General features: G+C 67.5%; 16 protein-coding genes and 1 pseudogene. 12 read left to right on the top strand and 5 right to left on the bottom strand.

Features of this window, described 5'->3' with window-relative positions; genetic code table 11:
* From A5704_RS28815 to A5704_RS11910, 3 genes and pseudogenes are all read left to right on the top strand, one after another.
* A pseudogene (locus tag A5704_RS28815) lies at positions 1–222 on the top strand (ABC transporter ATP-binding protein); the annotation flags it as partial.
* Positions 222–1178, top strand: a complete 957-nt coding sequence (locus A5704_RS11915) for an aliphatic sulfonate ABC transporter substrate-binding protein (protein WP_067760426.1) — start codon at positions 222–224, stop codon at positions 1176–1178. The pseudogene A5704_RS28815 and the gene A5704_RS11915, both read left to right, overlap by 1 nt.
* 35 nt (positions 1179–1213) lie before the next feature.
* Positions 1214–1924 (top strand): ABC transporter permease, encoded by a 711-nt coding sequence (locus A5704_RS11910; protein WP_197498900.1) that lies wholly within the window; start codon positions 1214–1216, stop codon positions 1922–1924.
* Here A5704_RS11910 and ctaD read toward each other — a convergent pair.
* On the bottom strand, positions 1921–3657 hold the full coding sequence (gene ctaD / locus A5704_RS11905; RefSeq protein WP_067760424.1) for a cytochrome c oxidase subunit I: 1737 nt from the start codon (positions 3655–3657) through the stop codon (positions 1921–1923). The two genes, A5704_RS11910 and ctaD, sit on opposite strands and share 4 nt — an antisense overlap.
* Before the next feature lie 179 nt (positions 3658–3836).
* On the opposite strand from ctaD, the gene A5704_RS11900 reads away from it, so the two are divergent.
* A complete protein-coding gene (locus A5704_RS11900) occupies positions 3837–5039 on the top strand; it encodes a DUF4185 domain-containing protein (protein WP_156675584.1) in 1203 nt (400 codons plus the stop codon).
* A 1-nt stretch (position 5040) separates the two neighbouring features.
* Here A5704_RS11900 and A5704_RS11895 read toward each other — a convergent pair whose 3' ends face one another.
* The 4 genes from A5704_RS11895 to A5704_RS11880 are packed head-to-tail and all read right to left on the bottom strand — an operon-like array spanning position 5041 to position 9122.
* Complete coding sequence (locus A5704_RS11895) at positions 5041–5991, bottom strand: FAD-binding oxidoreductase (RefSeq protein WP_067889147.1); 951 nt, start codon at positions 5989–5991, stop codon at positions 5041–5043.
* 21 nt (positions 5992–6012) lie between these two features.
* Positions 6013–7230: a GNAT family N-acetyltransferase gene (locus A5704_RS11890; protein WP_067889144.1), complete on the bottom strand. Its 1218-nt coding sequence runs from the start codon at positions 7228–7230 to the stop codon at positions 6013–6015.
* 51 nt (positions 7231–7281) lie between these two features.
* A complete protein-coding gene (locus A5704_RS11885) occupies positions 7282–8493 on the bottom strand; it encodes an acyl-CoA dehydrogenase family protein (RefSeq protein ID WP_067271857.1) in 1212 nt (403 codons plus the stop codon).
* A 26-nt stretch (positions 8494–8519) separates the two neighbouring features.
* Complete coding sequence (locus A5704_RS11880) at positions 8520–9122, bottom strand: TetR/AcrR family transcriptional regulator (protein ID WP_156670258.1); 603 nt, start codon at positions 9120–9122, stop codon at positions 8520–8522.
* Between the two features lie 234 nt (positions 9123–9356).
* On the opposite strand from A5704_RS11880, the gene A5704_RS11875 reads away from it, so the two are divergent.
* The 8 genes from A5704_RS11875 to eccD form a co-directional block, all read left to right on the top strand.
* Positions 9357–10685, top strand: a complete 1329-nt coding sequence (locus A5704_RS11875; protein WP_067760416.1) for a sensor histidine kinase KdpD — start codon at positions 9357–9359, stop codon at positions 10683–10685.
* Between the two features lie 305 nt (positions 10686–10990).
* Positions 10991–11296 (top strand): PE domain-containing protein, encoded by a 306-nt coding sequence (locus A5704_RS11870; RefSeq protein ID WP_067760429.1) that lies wholly within the window; start codon positions 10991–10993, stop codon positions 11294–11296.
* 44 nt (positions 11297–11340) lie between these two features.
* Positions 11341–12531: a PPE family protein gene (locus A5704_RS11865; RefSeq protein WP_067760414.1), complete on the top strand. Its 1191-nt coding sequence runs from the start codon at positions 11341–11343 to the stop codon at positions 12529–12531.
* A 109-nt stretch (positions 12532–12640) separates the two neighbouring features.
* Positions 12641–12964, top strand: a complete 324-nt coding sequence (locus tag A5704_RS11860; protein WP_067271862.1) for a WXG100 family type VII secretion target — start codon at positions 12641–12643, stop codon at positions 12962–12964.
* A gap of 48 nt (positions 12965–13012) precedes the next feature.
* Complete coding sequence (locus A5704_RS11855; RefSeq protein ID WP_067760412.1) at positions 13013–13303, top strand: WXG100 family type VII secretion target; 291 nt, start codon at positions 13013–13015, stop codon at positions 13301–13303.
* Between the two features lie 142 nt (positions 13304–13445).
* Entirely contained in the window at positions 13446–14276 is an 831-nt protein-coding gene (locus A5704_RS11850; protein ID WP_067779227.1) for an ESX secretion-associated protein EspG, read from the top strand.
* A 131-nt stretch (positions 14277–14407) separates the two neighbouring features.
* Positions 14408–15433, top strand: a complete 1026-nt coding sequence (locus A5704_RS11845; protein ID WP_156675583.1) for a MinD/ParA family protein — start codon at positions 14408–14410, stop codon at positions 15431–15433.
* Positions 15430–16604, top strand: a 1175-nt coding sequence (gene eccD, locus A5704_RS11840) for a type VII secretion integral membrane protein EccD (protein ID WP_082954838.1), incomplete at its 3' end; no start/stop codon positions are given. The genes A5704_RS11845 and eccD, both read left to right, overlap by 4 nt.

The following is a 16604-nucleotide window of genomic DNA, read 5'->3' as shown; positions in this document are numbered from 1 at the left end:
GATGAGGCGGCGATCCTCGCCGACCGCGTGCTCGTGTTGCGCGCCGACCCCACGGGCGCGGCCGGCATCGGCGCGGCATTCGACGTCCCGATCGCCAAGCCACGCGACCGCGGCGACCCGCGCATCGCGGCGTTGCGCCAACAGTTGCTCGACGAGCTCGGCGTACCGCGGCGCGGCCGCGCCGCTGCCGGATCCGCGGTTTCCGAGGAGGCCAAGACGTGATGAAAATGCGCTGCCTGATTGCGGTTTCGGTCCTGGCCGCAGCCGCCGGCTGCGGCTCGCCAACCGGGACTACGGCGGCCAGGGACATCCGGCTGGACTATGCGTACTACAACCCGCTGAGCCTGGTGGTACGCGACCAGCACCTGCTGGAGGGAAGGGGCTACAACGTCACCTGGGTGCTCTCGGCGGGGAGCAACAAGGCAAACGAGGGCCTGCGCTCCAAGGGACTCGACTTCGGGTCCACCGCCGGTTCGGCCGCCTTGGTCGCGCGGGCGAACGGCACGCCGATCAAGATCATCGACGTGTACAGCAAGCCGGAGTGGACCGCCCTGGTGGTGGGCAAGAATTCGACGGCCACCTCGGTCGCCGACCTGAAGGGAAAGAAAATCGCGGTCACCAAGGGCACGGACCCCTACTTCTTCCTGCTGCAATCCCTTGCCACGGCGGGGCTTTCACCCGCCGACGTGGAAATGGTCAACCTGCAGCACGCCGACGGCAAAACCGCGCTGGAACGTGGCGATGTGGACGCCTGGTCAGGGCTGGATCCTTTTATGGCGCAGACCATTCAGCAGCAGGGTTCGCGGATGCTCTACCGCAATCCGGATTTCAACTCCTATGGCGTGCTGAACGTTCGAGAGGACTTCAGCGCCGCGCATCCCGATGTGGTCCAGTCCGTGGTCAATAGCTATGAGGAGGCCCGTAAATGGGCGAAGGCGCATCCCGAGGAGCTGGCGGCGTTGCTGGCCTCGCAGGCGAAAGTCACACCGAGCGTCGCCCAGGAGGAGTTGCGACGGACGGTGCTGGACATCCCGCCCGCGCCGGGCGACCCGCAGCGGACGGTGTTGACGAACATCCTGCCGATCGCGGTGGCGGACTCCGACATCAAATCCGACGACTCCGGCCGCGGCGCGCTGGGAACGATCATCGAGCCGAAGTACGCCCAACACGTGTCCTGAGGATCCCCCTCGCCCCGGCTGGGCTTGCGGTTCCGCTGCTGTTGCTGGCCGCCTGGCAAGCGGTGACCGCCGCGGGCTGGTTCTCGGCCAGTCAACTGCCCCCACCCGGCGACGTGATCGCGGCGCTGGGTGACCTGCTGCGTCGCGGTGAGCTCTGGACCCATCTACAGGCCAGCCTGGGGCGTGTCTCGCTCGGCTACCTGCTCGGCTCGGCCGCCGCGCTCGCGATCGGATCGCTAGTGGGGCTGTCGCTCACCGCGCGCAGGCTGCTCGCCCCGACGGTGGCGGCCTTGCGCACCGTGCCTTCGCTGGCGTGGGTTCCGTTACTGCTCTTGTGGTTTGGCATTGACGAAACACCGAAGGTGCTGCTGGTAGCCATCGGCGCGTTCTTCCCCGTGTACACCACGACGGCGTCGGCGCTGTCCCACGTCGACCCGCAACTGTTGGAGGTGGGCCGCGCCTACGGTCGGGACGGGGCCGCGCTGTTGACGACGGTCATGCTTCCCGCAGCCGCCCCCGCTCTGCTGAACGGGCTGCGCCTGGGACTGGCGAACGCGTGGCTTTTCCTGGTGGCCGCCGAGTTGATCGCCTCGTCGAAGGGACTCGGCTTCCTGCTGATCGACAGCCAGAACACCGGCCGCACCGACGTGATGCTGTTGGCCATCGGACTACTCGCCGCGCTGGGCAAGTTCAGCGACGCCGCGCTGGGGGGGCTGGAGAAGCGAATGGTGATACGGCGCAACTAGTTTATGGCGACGTCGGCCGCGTCGGGCGTCGCGCTCGCGAGTTCGCGGCGGCCGACATGCGCCTCGGCGCGCATGCGCTCCACCATGTGCGGGTAATGCAGCTCGAAAGCCGGCCGCTCCGAACGGATTCGCGGCAGCTCGGTGAAGTTGTGCCGCGGCGGCGGGCAGCTGGTGGCCCACTCGAGCGAATTGCCGTGGCCCCACGGGTCGTCCACCAGGACCGGCTCGCCGTAGCGCCAGCTCTTGAACACGTTCCAGACGAACGGCAAGACCGAGGCGGCGAGGATGAACGCCCCGATCGTCGAGACAAGGTTGAGCGTCTGAAACCCATCGGTGGGCAGGTAGTCGGCATACCGGCGCGGCATCCCCGAATCGCCGAGCCAGTGCTGCACCAGGAAGGTGGTGTGGAAGCCGATGAACGTCAGCCAGAAATGCAGCTTGCCCAGCCGCTCGTCGAGCAGGCGTCCGGTCATCTTCGGGAACCAGAAGTAGATGCCCGCGTAGGTGGCGAACACGATCGTGCCGAACAACGTGTAGTGGAAGTGCGCCACAACGAAATAGGTGTCGGTGATGTGGAAGTCGAGCGGGGGGCTGGCGAGCAGCACGCCCGTCAACCCCCCGATGAGGAAGGTCAGCAAGAACCCGATCGCGAACAGCATCGGGGATTCGAACGTCAACTGGCCCTTCCACATGGTGCCGATCCAGTTGAAGAACTTGATCCCGGTGGGGACGGCGATCAGGAACGTCATGAACGAAAAAAACGGCAGCAGCACGGCGCCGGTGGCATACATGTGGTGCGCCCACACCGCCACTGATAGTGCGGCGATCGACAGCGTCGCGTAAACCAGTGTGCTGTAACCGAACAGCGGCTTGCGGGAGAACACGGGGACGATCTCGGAGATGATGCCGAAGAACGGCAGCGCGATCACGTAGACCTCGGGATGCCCGAAGAACCAGAACAAGTGCTGAAACAGCATCACCCCGCCGTTGGCGGGATCGTAGATGTGCGCGCCGAAGCGGCGGTCGGCCTCCAAACCGAACAGCGCGGCGGTCAACAGCGGGAAGACAATCAGGACAAGCACACTGGTGACCAGGATGTTCCAGGTGAAGATGGGCATCCGGAACATGGTCATGCCCGGGGCCCGCAGACAGACCACCGTGGTGATCATGTTGACCGCACCCAGAATGGTTCCCAGACCACCGACGCCCACGCCCAGAATCCACAGGTCGCCGCCCACGCCGGGACTGTGCACGGCATCGGACAGCGGCGTGTAGGCGGTCCACCCGAAATCGGCGGCACCTCCGGGAACGATGAAGCCGCCCAACGCGATCAGCGCGCCGCAGACGAACAGCCAGAACGACAGCGCGTTGAGCCGTGGGAAGGCCACGTCGGGCGCACCGATCTGCAGGGGCAGTACCAGATTCGCGAACCCGAAGACGATGGGCGTCGCATAAAACAGCAACATCGCCGTGCCGTGCATGGTGAACAGCTGGTTGTACTGCTCGTTGGACAGAAATTGCAGCCCGGGCCGGGCCAGCTCGAGCCGCAGGAGCAGCGCCATCAGGCCGCCGATGAAGAAGAAGATGAAACAGGCGACCATGTACATGATGCCGATCATCTTGTGGTCGGTCGTGCTGATGAGCTGGTAGATCAGGTTCCCCTTGGGACCTGTCCGCGCGGGAAACGGCCGGCGGGCCTGCAGGCCGCTGACGGGCGGCGCTTCAGCCGTCATCGCATACCTCCACGGGGGCCGGTGCGGACTCACGCAATTTGTCAAGCCGCCCAAGTATTCCGAGGCGCCACTCCGCGGACCTAGGGTCAAACGTCCCTAAACGAGCGGCAATTGGGCGTCCTGGCCGGTCTAGAAGGAAAGGCTTACCTCCCGCAACCCGGAGCGCCTATCGTGTGAGCGTGACGCGTGGGATGGGCAGGCGGGCCGGCCGGCTGCTCGTCACCCTCCTGATCGCGGCTCTCGCTCTCGGCCTGTTCTCGTCCTGGCCGGGCCCGCGCGGCGTGATGGGGGCGCCGGTGGTGCTCGGCTCCGCGCCGCTGGACTGCCTGAACACGGCCCTGACGAACTACGGCAATTCCGGTAGCGGTTGGACGGGCGGAGATTCGACCTGGACGGCCACGCTGCCCGACGGTAGGGAGGCCTTCGTGTTCTCCGATACTTTCCTCGGGCCCATCACCCCGCCGACCCGACCGCCCGACGCGCTTTTCGTGCACAATTCCTTCGTCATCCGTGACGGCGAAGGGCACTGGTCCACCGTGGTGGGCGGGACGGCCGACCACCGGGCGGGCGTGGTCGCGCCGGTTGACCCCACGCACTGGTTCTGGCTGGGAGCGGCGACGTATCTTGATGGGGCACTACAGGTTCCGCTGTCCGAGTGGAGATCCGGTGGGCGCGGACCGCTCGACTTCGTGTTCGTCGGGTCATCGCTGGCGCGGTTCGACATCGGGGACCTGCGCGCAGCCTCGGCGATCACGCCGCTGCCACGATCGCGCGGCATCCAATGGGGCCAGTGGGTGCAGAACGACGGCGGCTGGACCTATGTCTACGGTGTCGAGACCGGCGCCGACAACAAGTACCTGCACGTGGCCCGCATCGCGGGAGGCGATCTGCGGCAAGCCTTCTCGTACTGGACCGGCCGGGGATGGTCGTCCGCGGAAGCGGATTCGTTCCGGGTGAGCGACCGCGTCGGCGCCGAGCTTTCGGTGCACCGGCTGCGCGACGGCGTCTACATGCTCACCACCATGCAGGGGGGCAGGGGATTCAGCGATCGCCTCGTTGGCCGCTTCGGGCCGTCCCCGACGGGACCCTTCGGGCCCGCGACGACGCTGTACCTGACGCCTGAGAGCGGAAGCGCCGGGCTCTACCACGACGCCGACGTCTACACCTACAACGCCCATGTGCACCCCGAGTACTCGACGTCCAGCAAGCTGGTCATCTCGTACGACGTCAACAGCCTTGACACCGCGCCGGGCGGCGACGTGTACCGCCAGGTGAGCATCTACCGTCCCCGATTCATCGTCGTGTCGTTGCGCTGGAACGCTGATGGCCGTCCCCGCGCGGCGGCGGACTCGTCCGGCGATGCGCTTGCGCCCTGCAGGTGAACTATCGGGCGAGGGCCAGCTGGCCCGGTAGCTCTTCGCTGAGCACCGCCTCGGCAAGCAGTTCGCCGAGCAACGGACCGAACTTCATCAGGTTGGCGCCGACGAACCCGACGACGCGGCCGCGGCGGCCCACCGTCCAGCCGTCGCCGCCCGCGTCCAGCCACGGCGCGCGAACCGTCACGCAGTCCACCCGCCCAACCGGCGACAGCCCTGGGAACAGCGCGCGCACCGTCGCGGGGTCCGGCACCTCCTGACCGAACGCCCAGCGCCCCGTGCTGCCCAGCGGCAGCCCGTAGCCCTCGGGCGTCGACAGGCACGCCGCGCCGGTCGCGTCGGCGCCCGCGTAGGTGAACCGGGTGTGCGGGGCGAATTCGACACCAAGCGGGCCGAACAGCGCCGGCGTCCGCGCGCCGGCGCAGATCAGCACGCGGTCGCCCCGCAGCACGCCGCCGTCGGCCAGACTCACCTCACCGTCGTCGGAAACCGCCACGACGTCGCCCCGCCGGACGTCGAGCCGCCCCGCCAGCGCGGACAGTGCGCGGCGGATTCGCAGGCTGCCGCCGAGTGGATCCAGCACACCGGTCTCCCACGGCGGGGCGGCGAATGGGATCCGCGCGGCGATCTCCGCCCCGTCCACCCAACGGAATGAAGCACCCGCCGTTGTCATGGCCGCCGCGGTCTCCTCGCAGGCACCGGCGGCGATGAATCCCTCCGCGCCCAATAGCCGGCCCACGCCGAGCTCGTCCTCCCAGCGCTGCCAGCCGGCGCGGGCGCGGAGCGCCAGGCGGCACAACGACGGGCGCCGATGCGCAATCCGGAAGATGCGGGCCAATCCCGTTGACTGCTCGCCGAACGGGACCCCGCGTTCCAGCACGATCGCGGGCTCCCCACGCCGCGCCAGCTCGTGGGCGGCGGCCAGCCCGCACACCCCCGCACCGACGATGACGATCACGCGATCCGCATACCCGCGCGGCTAGAAGTAGAACCCGGCATGGGGAGCGTCCGGCACCGCGAACAATCGGTCGGCCGCGGCGATCGCCGACGGGTCATCGGGTCGGGCCACGCCCGCGACGGCGAGGTCGCGCCAGGTCACACCTCCGAGCAGAACTGCGGCCAGCCCCTCGACGTCGACCTCGAGCTGCGCGCGCCCGCCGGTCGGTTCGGCGCCGTCCCCGGTGATCGTGAAACGACCCGAATTATCGGGCAGCATAGGGTCTTTGACCGCGATGGTGACGCCGCCGTCGCCGCCGTACCGGCGAGCCGAGAGCGCCCGCGGCATGTCGATGACGCGAAGCCACGTTTCGTCATGCACGGCGGTGACGCGCGCGGCGCGCCGATCGGCCAGCAACCAGGGCAGCGGATCGTCCATCGGCAACATCCAAAACACGACGCGGTCAATGAGATCGAGCCGCAGCAGAAACCGCAGCAGGCCGAGATAGGCCTCGGCGGTCGGGGCAAAGAAGTCCTCCACCGCGATCGTGCGCTGGTCGCTGACGAACCACCTCTCGGTGTCGACGGGGCGGTAGCGGGCGAAACCGGATTCGGCTCCCGGGGCGCCGTGCACCGCGACATACGAAGGCTGCGGCGATGATTCGGTACGCAGCCGCAGGCTCCGCCACCACGCGTCCGGCCGGTCGATGGATCCCGGCCGCGACGGACGATTCTCGGCGTAGATGCGGGGCAACAACGCCCAGCCTTCGGCCGCGTCGATCAACCGCACCGGACCGCCGGCCCCGACCTCGCGACGCAGCGCCGCCCGCGCGGTGTGCACCTCTACCGTCTGCGACGAACTGGCGACGCCGTACCCATAGCGCCCGTAGATCGTGGCCTCGGAGGCCCGCAACGACGCGACCACCTCGCCGCGGGCCGCGATGTCGCCGAATTGATGACGGATCAACTCCGTGGCGACGCCCCGCCGGGTGAACGACGGCAACACCCCGATGTGGGTGACGGCGGCGTGCCCCACCATCGACCCGCCGGGGAGCGTCATTCGGCTCGTCACTGCGTCCGCGGTGCCGACGAGCTCCCCGCCGACGAACGCCCCCAGGGTGCGGCCGGGCTCGAGCAGCTTGGCGATCTGGCCGGGCGGTAGCTCCGGCATCGGCGGGAAGCCGATCATGGCGACGCGAAACACGTTGGCCGCGGCCAGCAGTTCGTCCTCGCTGTCGAGGACCCGGATCTCGGTGGTCATCCGGCCATCATGTCTCGCGCCCGTGACGGCACGGACCGCGGGATGCGGCCGTTACCGAATCTGCAAGCCGGTCAGCGCCCGCGAGATCACCAGGCGCTGGATCTCGCTGGTGCCCTCGAAAATGGTGAAGATCTTGGCGTCGCGGTGCATCCGCTCCACGGGATAGTCACGGGTGTATCCGTTGCCGCCCAGAATCTGGATCGCCTCGTCGGTGACGTAGACGGCCGTCTCGCTGGCAACCAGCTTGGCCATCGACCCCTCGGCGGCGTCGAACGATTGGTTGTTGCGCGCCATCCAGCCGGCCCGCCACACCAGCAGGCGGGCGGCGTCGATGCGGCTCTTCATGTCGGCCAGCTTGAACGCCACCGCCTGGAATTCGCCGATCTTGCGGCCGAATTGCTCACGCTGGCAGGCATAGTCGAGCGCGTACTCGTACGCGGCGCGGGCCACGCCGACGGCCATGGCCCCGACCGTGGGCCGGGTGCGCTCGAAGGTCTTCATCGCCGCCTGGCTGCGCGCGGAGGCACCCGACTTGACCCGGGCGATGCGCGCCTCGAACTTCTCCCGGCCGCCCAGGATGTGGTCCTCGGGTAGGCGAACGTTGTCGAGAACCACCTCGGCGGTGTGCGATGCCCGGATCCCGTGCTTCTTGAACTTCTGGCCTTGCGCCAAACCATTGACGCCCGCCGGGACGACGAACGTGGCCTGTCCGCGGGTGCCCAATTCGGGATACACCGACGCCACCACGATGTGCACGTTCGCGATGCCGCCGTTGGTCGCCCAGGTCTTGGTGCCGTTCAGCACCCATTCGTTGGTGGCCTCGTCGTAGCGGGCCCGGGTGCGGATCGCCCCGACGTCCGACCCGGCGTCGGGCTCCGAGGAGCAGAACGCACCCAGCTTCGGCTCGTCGGCCGTACCGAACATCTCCGGCAGCCACCGGCCCAGCTGTTCGGGAGTTCCGTTGCCCGCCAACGCCGCCGCGGCCAGGCCGGTGCCCATGATGGACAGCGCGATGCCGGCGTCGCCCCAGAACATCTCCTCGAACGCGGTGAGCATGCCCAGGCCCGTCGGCTCGGCCGCCTGCTGCGCGAAGAAGTCGGGGGAGTACAGCCCCACCTTGGCGGCCTCCTGGATCACGGGCCACGGGGTCTCCTCCCGTTCGTCCCATTCCGAGGCGGCGGGCCGGATGACGTCGGCGGCGAACTTGTGCACCCAGTCGCGTACCTCGATCACGTCGTCGGTCAGTTGCAGTGAGAAAGTCACGGTCTACTCCTGAAAGGTTGTTGTGCTCAACGGGTTCCGTACTGGGCGAGGACGCTGACGGTCTGGCTGACCCACGCCTCGAAGTACCGCTCTTCGTCGATGTTGCCGGGCAGCCTGCCGGTCAGCGCCTGCAGCGTCGCGGCATACGACAACGACCCGATGGCGACCGCCGCGGCCGCCTCGGGATCGGGGATGCGGGTGCGGCCGGACCGATTCGACGCGGCCAGTTCGTCGGCGAAGCGCTGATAGGCGTTGTCGGTGATGACCTGCCACGTCTTTTCGTCGAGGTCGCCGAGCTCCTCGGGCTCCCGCAGCATGACCTTGAGCAGGTCCTCACTCTCTTTGAGATTGCTCCAGATCAGCTGCCCGGCCGTGCGCACCGCCTGCTCGACGCTGCCCGGTTGCCCCGCGTCGTACTGCTCGCGCGCCGCCACGATGCTGTCGATCCGGTACGCGACGGCGGCCTCGAGCAGCTCGCGCTTCGAGCCGAAGTGCTTGTAGAGCGCTCCCGATCCCGGAGCCAGACCCGACGCTCGCTGGATGTCGGCCACCGATGTCGCCGCGTAACCCTTGGCGGCGAAAAGCTTCAGCGCCTCGGCCAGGAGCCGATCACGTCCGGAGGCGAGCATGGTGAGAGAGTACTCACTCACCACGATGGAGGCAAAACGACCGCGGTCAGGGCCGGGCCGGGCAGGAGCTCAAAGTTTGGCGCTACATTCTCTGCGAAACGCCACGACGCCTGAACGCGGCGAATCGCGAAGGGTGTGAGGGTTGTGGTCAGGTTCTCGACACCGTCTCCGGCCGGCGCCGTGAGCGCACCAGAGGAGCGTGACATTCGCGTGTTACCGCACGTACAGCTGCCGATGCGGGTGTTGTCGCTGCGCACCATCGTCGTCGTCGCCGCGCTCTCGGTCATCACCCTGGTCGTGCTGCTGGGCACCTGGGTTTGGGTCGGCGTCACCAACGACCAGTACAGCCAGCTGGACCGCCGGCTCGACTCGGTCAGCAGCCTGGGCGACATCAATTCACTGCTCAACAACGTCGAGCACGCGAGCCCCGACCAGCCCATGCCGGACGGCAACCTGGTGCGCACCGCGCGCATCGGCGACGTGACGGTCTCGGTGCCCAACAACATCGTGCTGCCGAAGCTGCCCAACGGATACGCCAACACCACCATCAACGGCGTGCAGTACCGCGTCCGCACCTTCTCGGCGGGGCCCGCCTCGATCGCGCTGGCCGCGCCGCTGGCCGAAGCGCAACACCGGATCAACGAGCTACACCTGCGGGTGTTGTTGATCTGCGCCAGCGTCATCGGCGGCACGGTGGTCGTCGGCTGGGTGATCTCGTTGATCATGGTGAACCCGTTCCTGTTGCTGGCGCAGCAGGCCCGCGCGATCAACGCGCAGTCCAGCCCCGACGAGGTTCAGGTGCGCGGGGTGCGGGAGGCCGTGGAGATCGCCGAAGCGGTCGAGGGAATGCTCGCGCGCATCGGCAAGGAGCAACAGCGCACGAAGGCGGCGCTCGAGTCGGCACGCGACTTCGCCGCCGTCGCCTCCCACGAGCTGCGCACCCCGTTGACGGCGATGCGCACCAACCTGGAAGTCCTCTCCACGCTGGACCTGCCCCGTGAGCAGCGCCAGGAGGTGATCGGCGACGTCATCCGCACCCAGAGCCGCATCGAGGGAACGCTGACGGCGCTGGAACGGCTGGCACAGGGCGAGCTGACCACCGTCGACGACTTCGTCCCGTTCGACATCACCGAACTGCTGGACCGTGCCGCGCACGACGCACTGCGGATATATCCCGAGGTCGAGGTGTCGCTGGTGCCCTCGCCGACGGTGCTGATGGTGGGACTGCCCACCGGCCTGCGGCTGGTGATCGACAACGCGATCGCCAACGCCGTCAAGCATGGCAACGCCGGCAAGATCCAGCTCACCGTGAGCAGCTCCAGCGAGGGCGTGGAGATCGCGATCGACGACGACGGCACCGGCGTTCCGGAGTCCGAGCGGGCCGCGGTCTTCGAGCGCTTCGCCCGCGGCTCCACGGCATCGCGGTCGGGCTCCGGGCTGGGGCTGGCGCTGGTCGCCCAGCAGGCCGAACTGCACGGCGGCACGGCGGCGTTGCAGACGAGTCCGCTCGGGGGCACCCGGCTGCTGCTGAACCTGGCCGGTGACGGCCGCGGACCCGCGTAGTTTCGGTCGGCATTTCCGCGACGGGAAACGTGATCGGGCGATTCGATGTTTCAGGCCGCACCAAATAGGCGGCCATTACTGCCAGCCATTCGCATGAATCACGCGGTAACCGCGTGACCGGTGTGCCTGCAGTGGCATGCGGGGTGTTTGACGGATGCCTCATAACGGGAATACCGCCCGTCAACTGAATCACGTAATTCCGGCCGGGAGACCGGGGGGAATCCGAGTGAATACACGAACAGTAGAACCGCACTAGACTGAGGCGCCAAGCCCGTCTTATGACGCTGAGCAATCGGAGGGAAATCATGGTGCTGCAGGTGCAATCGGAGGCTGTGCTGGCATCGGCGGCCGCGGAGTCGGGTATCAGCGCCGAGACGCAGGCGGCGGCTTCGGCGGCCGCGCCCGTGCTGCTGGGGGTCATGCCGATGGGCGCAGACCCGGATTCGGCGATGTTCGCGGCGGCGCTGAACGCGTGCGGCGGAAACTACCTGGGAGTGGTATCCGAGCACGCCGCCCAGCGCGGTTTGTTCGCCGGCGCGCAGAGCATCGCGTCGGGTACCTACGTCGTCACCGAACTCATGCGTAGCTTGGCGTTGGCGATAGGCGCGTAACAGCCAGCTACGCCACCAGCGGGGCAGCAAAGGGGAAGTGCGGCATGGCGGATCCGGGGTGGGCCGCGCGTACGCCTGAAGAAAACGACATGTTGCTCAAGGCGGGTGCCGGCGTCATCACCCATCTGGCCAACCAGGCCGCTTGGACGGCACTGGCGGCCACCCATCACGGCTCGAGCATCGCATCGGAGATCAACACCGTCGCGACGTCGGTGAGCTGGACCGGTGTCGGCTCCCTCGCCTCCGCCACCAACGCCACCGCGCTGAACGCGTCACTGCACGGGCTCGCCGGGTGGGTGGATGTCAAACCCGCGGTGGTCTCGACCGCGGTCTCCGCGTATCAGATGGCGTACGGCACGATGCGGCCAGCGCCCGAGTGCATCGCCAACCGCACCGAGTGCGCCACCGACTACGGCATCAACCCCATCGTCCTCGGCGCCTTGACGCCCCGGATCACGTCGCTGGAGCTCGAATACTTCGGGTCGATGTGGCCGAACAACTCCGCCGTCGGCGCCAGCTACGGAACGATCCTGACCGCCTTGAGCGAGAGCCTCGCCATTCCACCGCCGCTGGCGACCATGGGCGCGTCGCCGGCGGCGCCGGCGGAGGCGGCCGCGGCGGTGGGACAGGCGGCCGCGAACGTCGGCGCCGGCGACGGCATGCGTGCCGCCATGCAGGGTGCGCAGACGGGCACCCAGGGCGCGGGCCAGGCGGCGTCGGGCGGCCAGGACATCATGAGCCAGGCCGGTTCGTTCATGGAGCCCGTGCAGTCGATGATGGGCGCGGTCCCGCAAATGATGCAGGCGCCGATGCAAATGATGCAGGCGCCGATGCAGATGATGCAGCCGCTGCAGTCGATGATGGGCATGTTCGCCAACCCGGGAGCCATGGGCGGTGCGGCGCCCGGAATTTCGGCGATATCGGCGACGGAGATGTCGGCCGTCGGCGCCTCGGGCGGCGGTGGAGGGGCCGCCTCCCTGGGCGGGGCCGGCATGCCCGCGACCACCTTCACCCGTCCCGTCAGCGCCTTCGAACCGGCCGGCAGTGGCCGGCCGGTGGGGCTGCGGCCAAGCGGGGCGTTGGGGGCCGAGGCCATTCGTCCGCAGACCACGACGGTCGGCGGCGGTACACCTATGGGCGGCATGCCGGTGGGGCATGGGGCGGGAGGAGAGCGCGGATCCCGAGACAAAGCCGAACAGCCCGCGACGGTGCGGGTTGTCGACACGAGAGTGTGAAGCCGGCCCGGCTAAGGGTGAATCGACAGATAAATACAGCAGCCATACACTTCGCTCCATGCCCCAGGTAATTCCGGGGGAGGGCATCAGTAGTTAGGAGAAACCCCAAGTGGACAGTTCAACAATCCAAGTATCGGCTCAGGTGCTTCGCGATGCTTCCAACCATATCCAGGCCAACATGGAACACGCGATCGCGATCGCGCAGGGCTACATCGCGAACCACGAAAACGTCATGAACCCTTCGACCTGGTCCGGTGAGGCCGTGACCGCGTCTCACGCGACGGCCATCGAAATCCAGAACGACCTGAACAAGGTGCTCAACGGCGGAACCCGCCTGGCCGAGGGGCTCAAGCAGGCGGCGGCGTTGATGGAACACCACGAGGCGGATTCGACGCACGCGTTCAGCGCGCTATTCGGCGGCCACGGCTCCTAACCCATCCACCATTCGCAATTCACAATCGGCCTTTGAAGGGAATGCACAATGTCCAACCCCATCACCTATAACCCCGGCGCCGTAGCCGATTTCGCGTCCGACATCGGATCGCGCGCCGGCCAGTTGCAGGGAATCTATGACGACACCGCGAACCGGACCAACCAGCTGACAGAATTCTTCGCCGGTCATGGCGCGAAGCAATTCTTCGAGGCGCAGGCGCAGATGCTCTCCGGGTTGCAGGGGCTGATCGACACGGTGAGCCAGCACGGAATGACGACCTCCCACGTGCTGGACAACGCGCTCGCGACCGACCAGAACATCGGCCACTTGTTCGGCTGAACAACCGCCCCGGGCTCCGATCTACTGATTGGGCGTGGTGGGTGAGTGCGATTGAAGGCGGGGCAGATGCGTCGAGCGCATGTGCCCCCCTTCGGCGTGTAGCCCGCCGGTCAAGGGCGCGCGGCTTTGAAAGCGAAGTGACATGCTGACGACGACGGTCGATGGCCTGTGGGTGTTGCAGGCGGTTACCGGGGTGGAGCAGACCTGTCCCGAGCTGGGCTTGCGGCCGTTGCTGCCGCGGCTCGACACCCCCGAGCGCGCGCTGAGCCACCCGATCGCGGACGAGTTGCGGGCCGCCGGCGCCCTGGACGAGGCGGGCAATGTCGACCCGATGATCCGCGAATGGCTGACCGTGTTGCTGCGGCGCGACTTGGCGCTGATGGTCAACATCGGCGTGCCGGGCCGTGAATCGACACGAGCGTCCATCTGCCGCTTCGCCAGCTGGTGGGTGGTGCTCGAACGCCATGCCGAGCTGATCCGCCTGTACCCGGCCGGCACCGCCAATGACGAGGGCGGGGCCAGCGATTTGGTGGTGGGCCAGGTCGAGCGGCTGTGTGGGGTGGCCGAGGTGGCCCCGCTCAAGCCGGTCACCCTCGACACCGAAGAGCTGCTCGCCTCGGTGCGCGACGCCGCCAGCCTCCGGACGTTTCTGCTCAGGCAGAACCTCGACGTCGACCAGCTGCAGATCGTCACCATGGCCGCCGACCCCGCGCGTTCGGCGCACGCGGCAATCGTGGGGCTGCAGGCCGGGGTCGGGCCGGACGAGATGGCGCGGGTCGCCGTCGGCGATTCGACCGTGTCCATCATCGACACCCCGGCGGGCCGCGTCTGCGTCGAGAACGTCATCTCGGGTCAGCGCCGCTACCAGATCCTTTCACCCGGCTCGCGCAGCGACATCGGTGGCGCCGTGCAGCGACTGATCCGCCGGCTGCCCGCCGGCGAGGAGTGGTATTCGTATCGGCGAGTGGTCTGATCCGGCGGCCGACTTCTCCACTGACGCAAGATAAGTCACTTAACCAATGCCGTGGAATGGCAACCTGTTACGTGCTTGAAGGGTTTGTTGATCGGTAAACGTGGTATCGCCGAGCGTGTTAGCATCGCGACGTGACGAGCCCTTGGAATGACCCGAATATGTCGGACGAAGGGGCGCTCAGACGGGGGGATCCGTCAGGGGGCCGCAACTTCCCGGATTCGGTATCCGACACCATGCGCATTACCGATCTTGCCGCGCCCCGAAAGATTCCTCCAGGCTCGGGTTGGCGGAAATTCGTCTACGTCATCTCTTTTAAAAAAATAAATCCCGGGGAATCGCCCGCCGAGCGGCACTACCGCGATTTGCAGAACCGTATCCGGCGGCACATCCGGAGGCAGTACGTGATCACGGTGGTCTCCGGCAAGGGCGGGGTCGGGGTCTCCACCATGGTCGCCTGCATCGGCGGGGTGTTCCGGGAATGCCGCCCGCAGAACGTGATTGCGATCGATGCCGTCCCGGGTTTCGGCACGCTGGCCGACCGCATCGACGAGTCGCCGCCGGGTGACTACACCGCCATCATCAACGACACCGACGTGCAGGGCTACGCCGACATCCGTGAACACTTGGGGCAGAACCCGATCGGGCTCGACGTCCTCGCCGGAAACCGTACGTCGGACCAGCCCCGGCCGTTGGTGCCTGCGATGTTCTCCGGGGTGTTGTCGCGGCTGCGGCGAACTCACACGGTGATGATCGTGGACACGTCGCCGGATTTGGAGCACGAGGTGATGAAGCCGGTGCTGGAGAACACCGACACCCTCGTGTTCGTCTCCGGCATCACCGCCGATCGGTCGCGGCCCGTGCTGCGTGCCGTGGACTATCTGCGGTCGCAGGGCTACCACGAGTTGGTGTCGCGCAGCACCGTGATCATCAACCACACCGATCAGATCACCGACAAGGATGCGCTGGCTTACCTGACCGAGCGGTTCAGCAAAGTCGGGGCGACCGTCGAGGAGATGCCGTTCGATCCGCATCTCGCCAAAGGTGGCCTCATCGACACGGTTCACGAATTGAAGAAAAAGACGCGATTGCGTCTTTTTGAAATTACCGCCGGCCTGGCCGACAAATACATTCCGGATGCGGAGCGGACGACGCCGTGACATCAGCGCATAAGGTCGCCTTCCCGGCGCGCTGTGCGGTCAACATTTCCTACGAGAAGCATCTCTGCTCGCAAGTGTTCCCGGCCGGAATTCCGGTGGAGGGATTCTTCGAGGGAATGGTCGAGCTCTTCGACGCCGACCTGAAGCGCAAAGGCTTTGAAGGCATTACGTTGCCGGCGGGCAGCTACGAACTGCACAAGATCAATGGGGTCCGCCTCGACATCAACAAGAGCCTGGACGAGTTGGGCGTGCAGGACGGCGACACCCTGGTGCTGGTGCCCCGTGTCGCGGGCGAGTCCTTCGAACCGCAGTACGAGTCGCTGTCGACCGGCCTGGCGGCCATGGGCAAGTGGCTGGGCCGTGAGGGCGGTGACCGGATGTTCGCCCCGGTGACGCCGTTGACGGCCGCGCACACCGCGGTCGCGATCATCGCGATGGCGGCCGCGGTGGTGGTGGCGCTGACGCTGCGCGCGCGGATGTTCACCGACAGCCCCATCCCGGCCGCGGTGGCCGGCGCAGTCGGCGTCTTGCTGATCATCGCGACGTTCATCGTCTGGTGGGGCTGGCGCGAGCGGCGCGACCTGTTCAGCGGGTTCGGCTGGCTGGCAGTGGTGTTGCTGGCGGTCGCGGGCGCCTGCGCGCCGCCGGGCACCCTGGGCGCGGCGCACGGGCTGATCGGCCTCGTGATCGTGATCCTCGGTGCCATCGCCATCGGCGTGACGACGCGGAAGCGGTGGCAGACCGCGGTCGTCACCGCGGTGGTGACGGTGTGCGGGATCCTGGCCGCGGTTGCCGCGGTTCGGATGTTCCGGCCCGCCTCGGCGCAGGTATTGGCCATCTGCGTGCTGGTCGGGCTGCTGATCCTGGTCAGGATGACCCCGATGATCGCGTTGTGGGTGGCCCGGGTTCGGCCGCCGCACTTCGGATCGATCACCGGCCGCGACCTCTTCGCCCGGCGCGAAGGCATGCCCGTCGACACTGTCTCGCCGGTGAGTGAGGACGAATCCGAGGACGAGGACAACGAATTGACCGACATCACCGCGCGCGGCGCGGCCATTGCCGCCTCCGCGCGGCTGGTCAACGCGGTGCAGGTCGGTGTCTGCGTCGGGGTGTCGATCGTCCTGCCCGCCGCCGTGTGGGGGGTGCTGACACCGAGGCGCCCGTGGGCGTG

Source organism: Mycobacterium sp. E735, assembly GCF_001666955.1.
Lineage (GTDB): Bacteria > Actinomycetota > Actinomycetes > Mycobacteriales > Mycobacteriaceae > Mycobacterium.
This window is presented reverse-complemented; position numbering and strand designations above follow the sequence as displayed.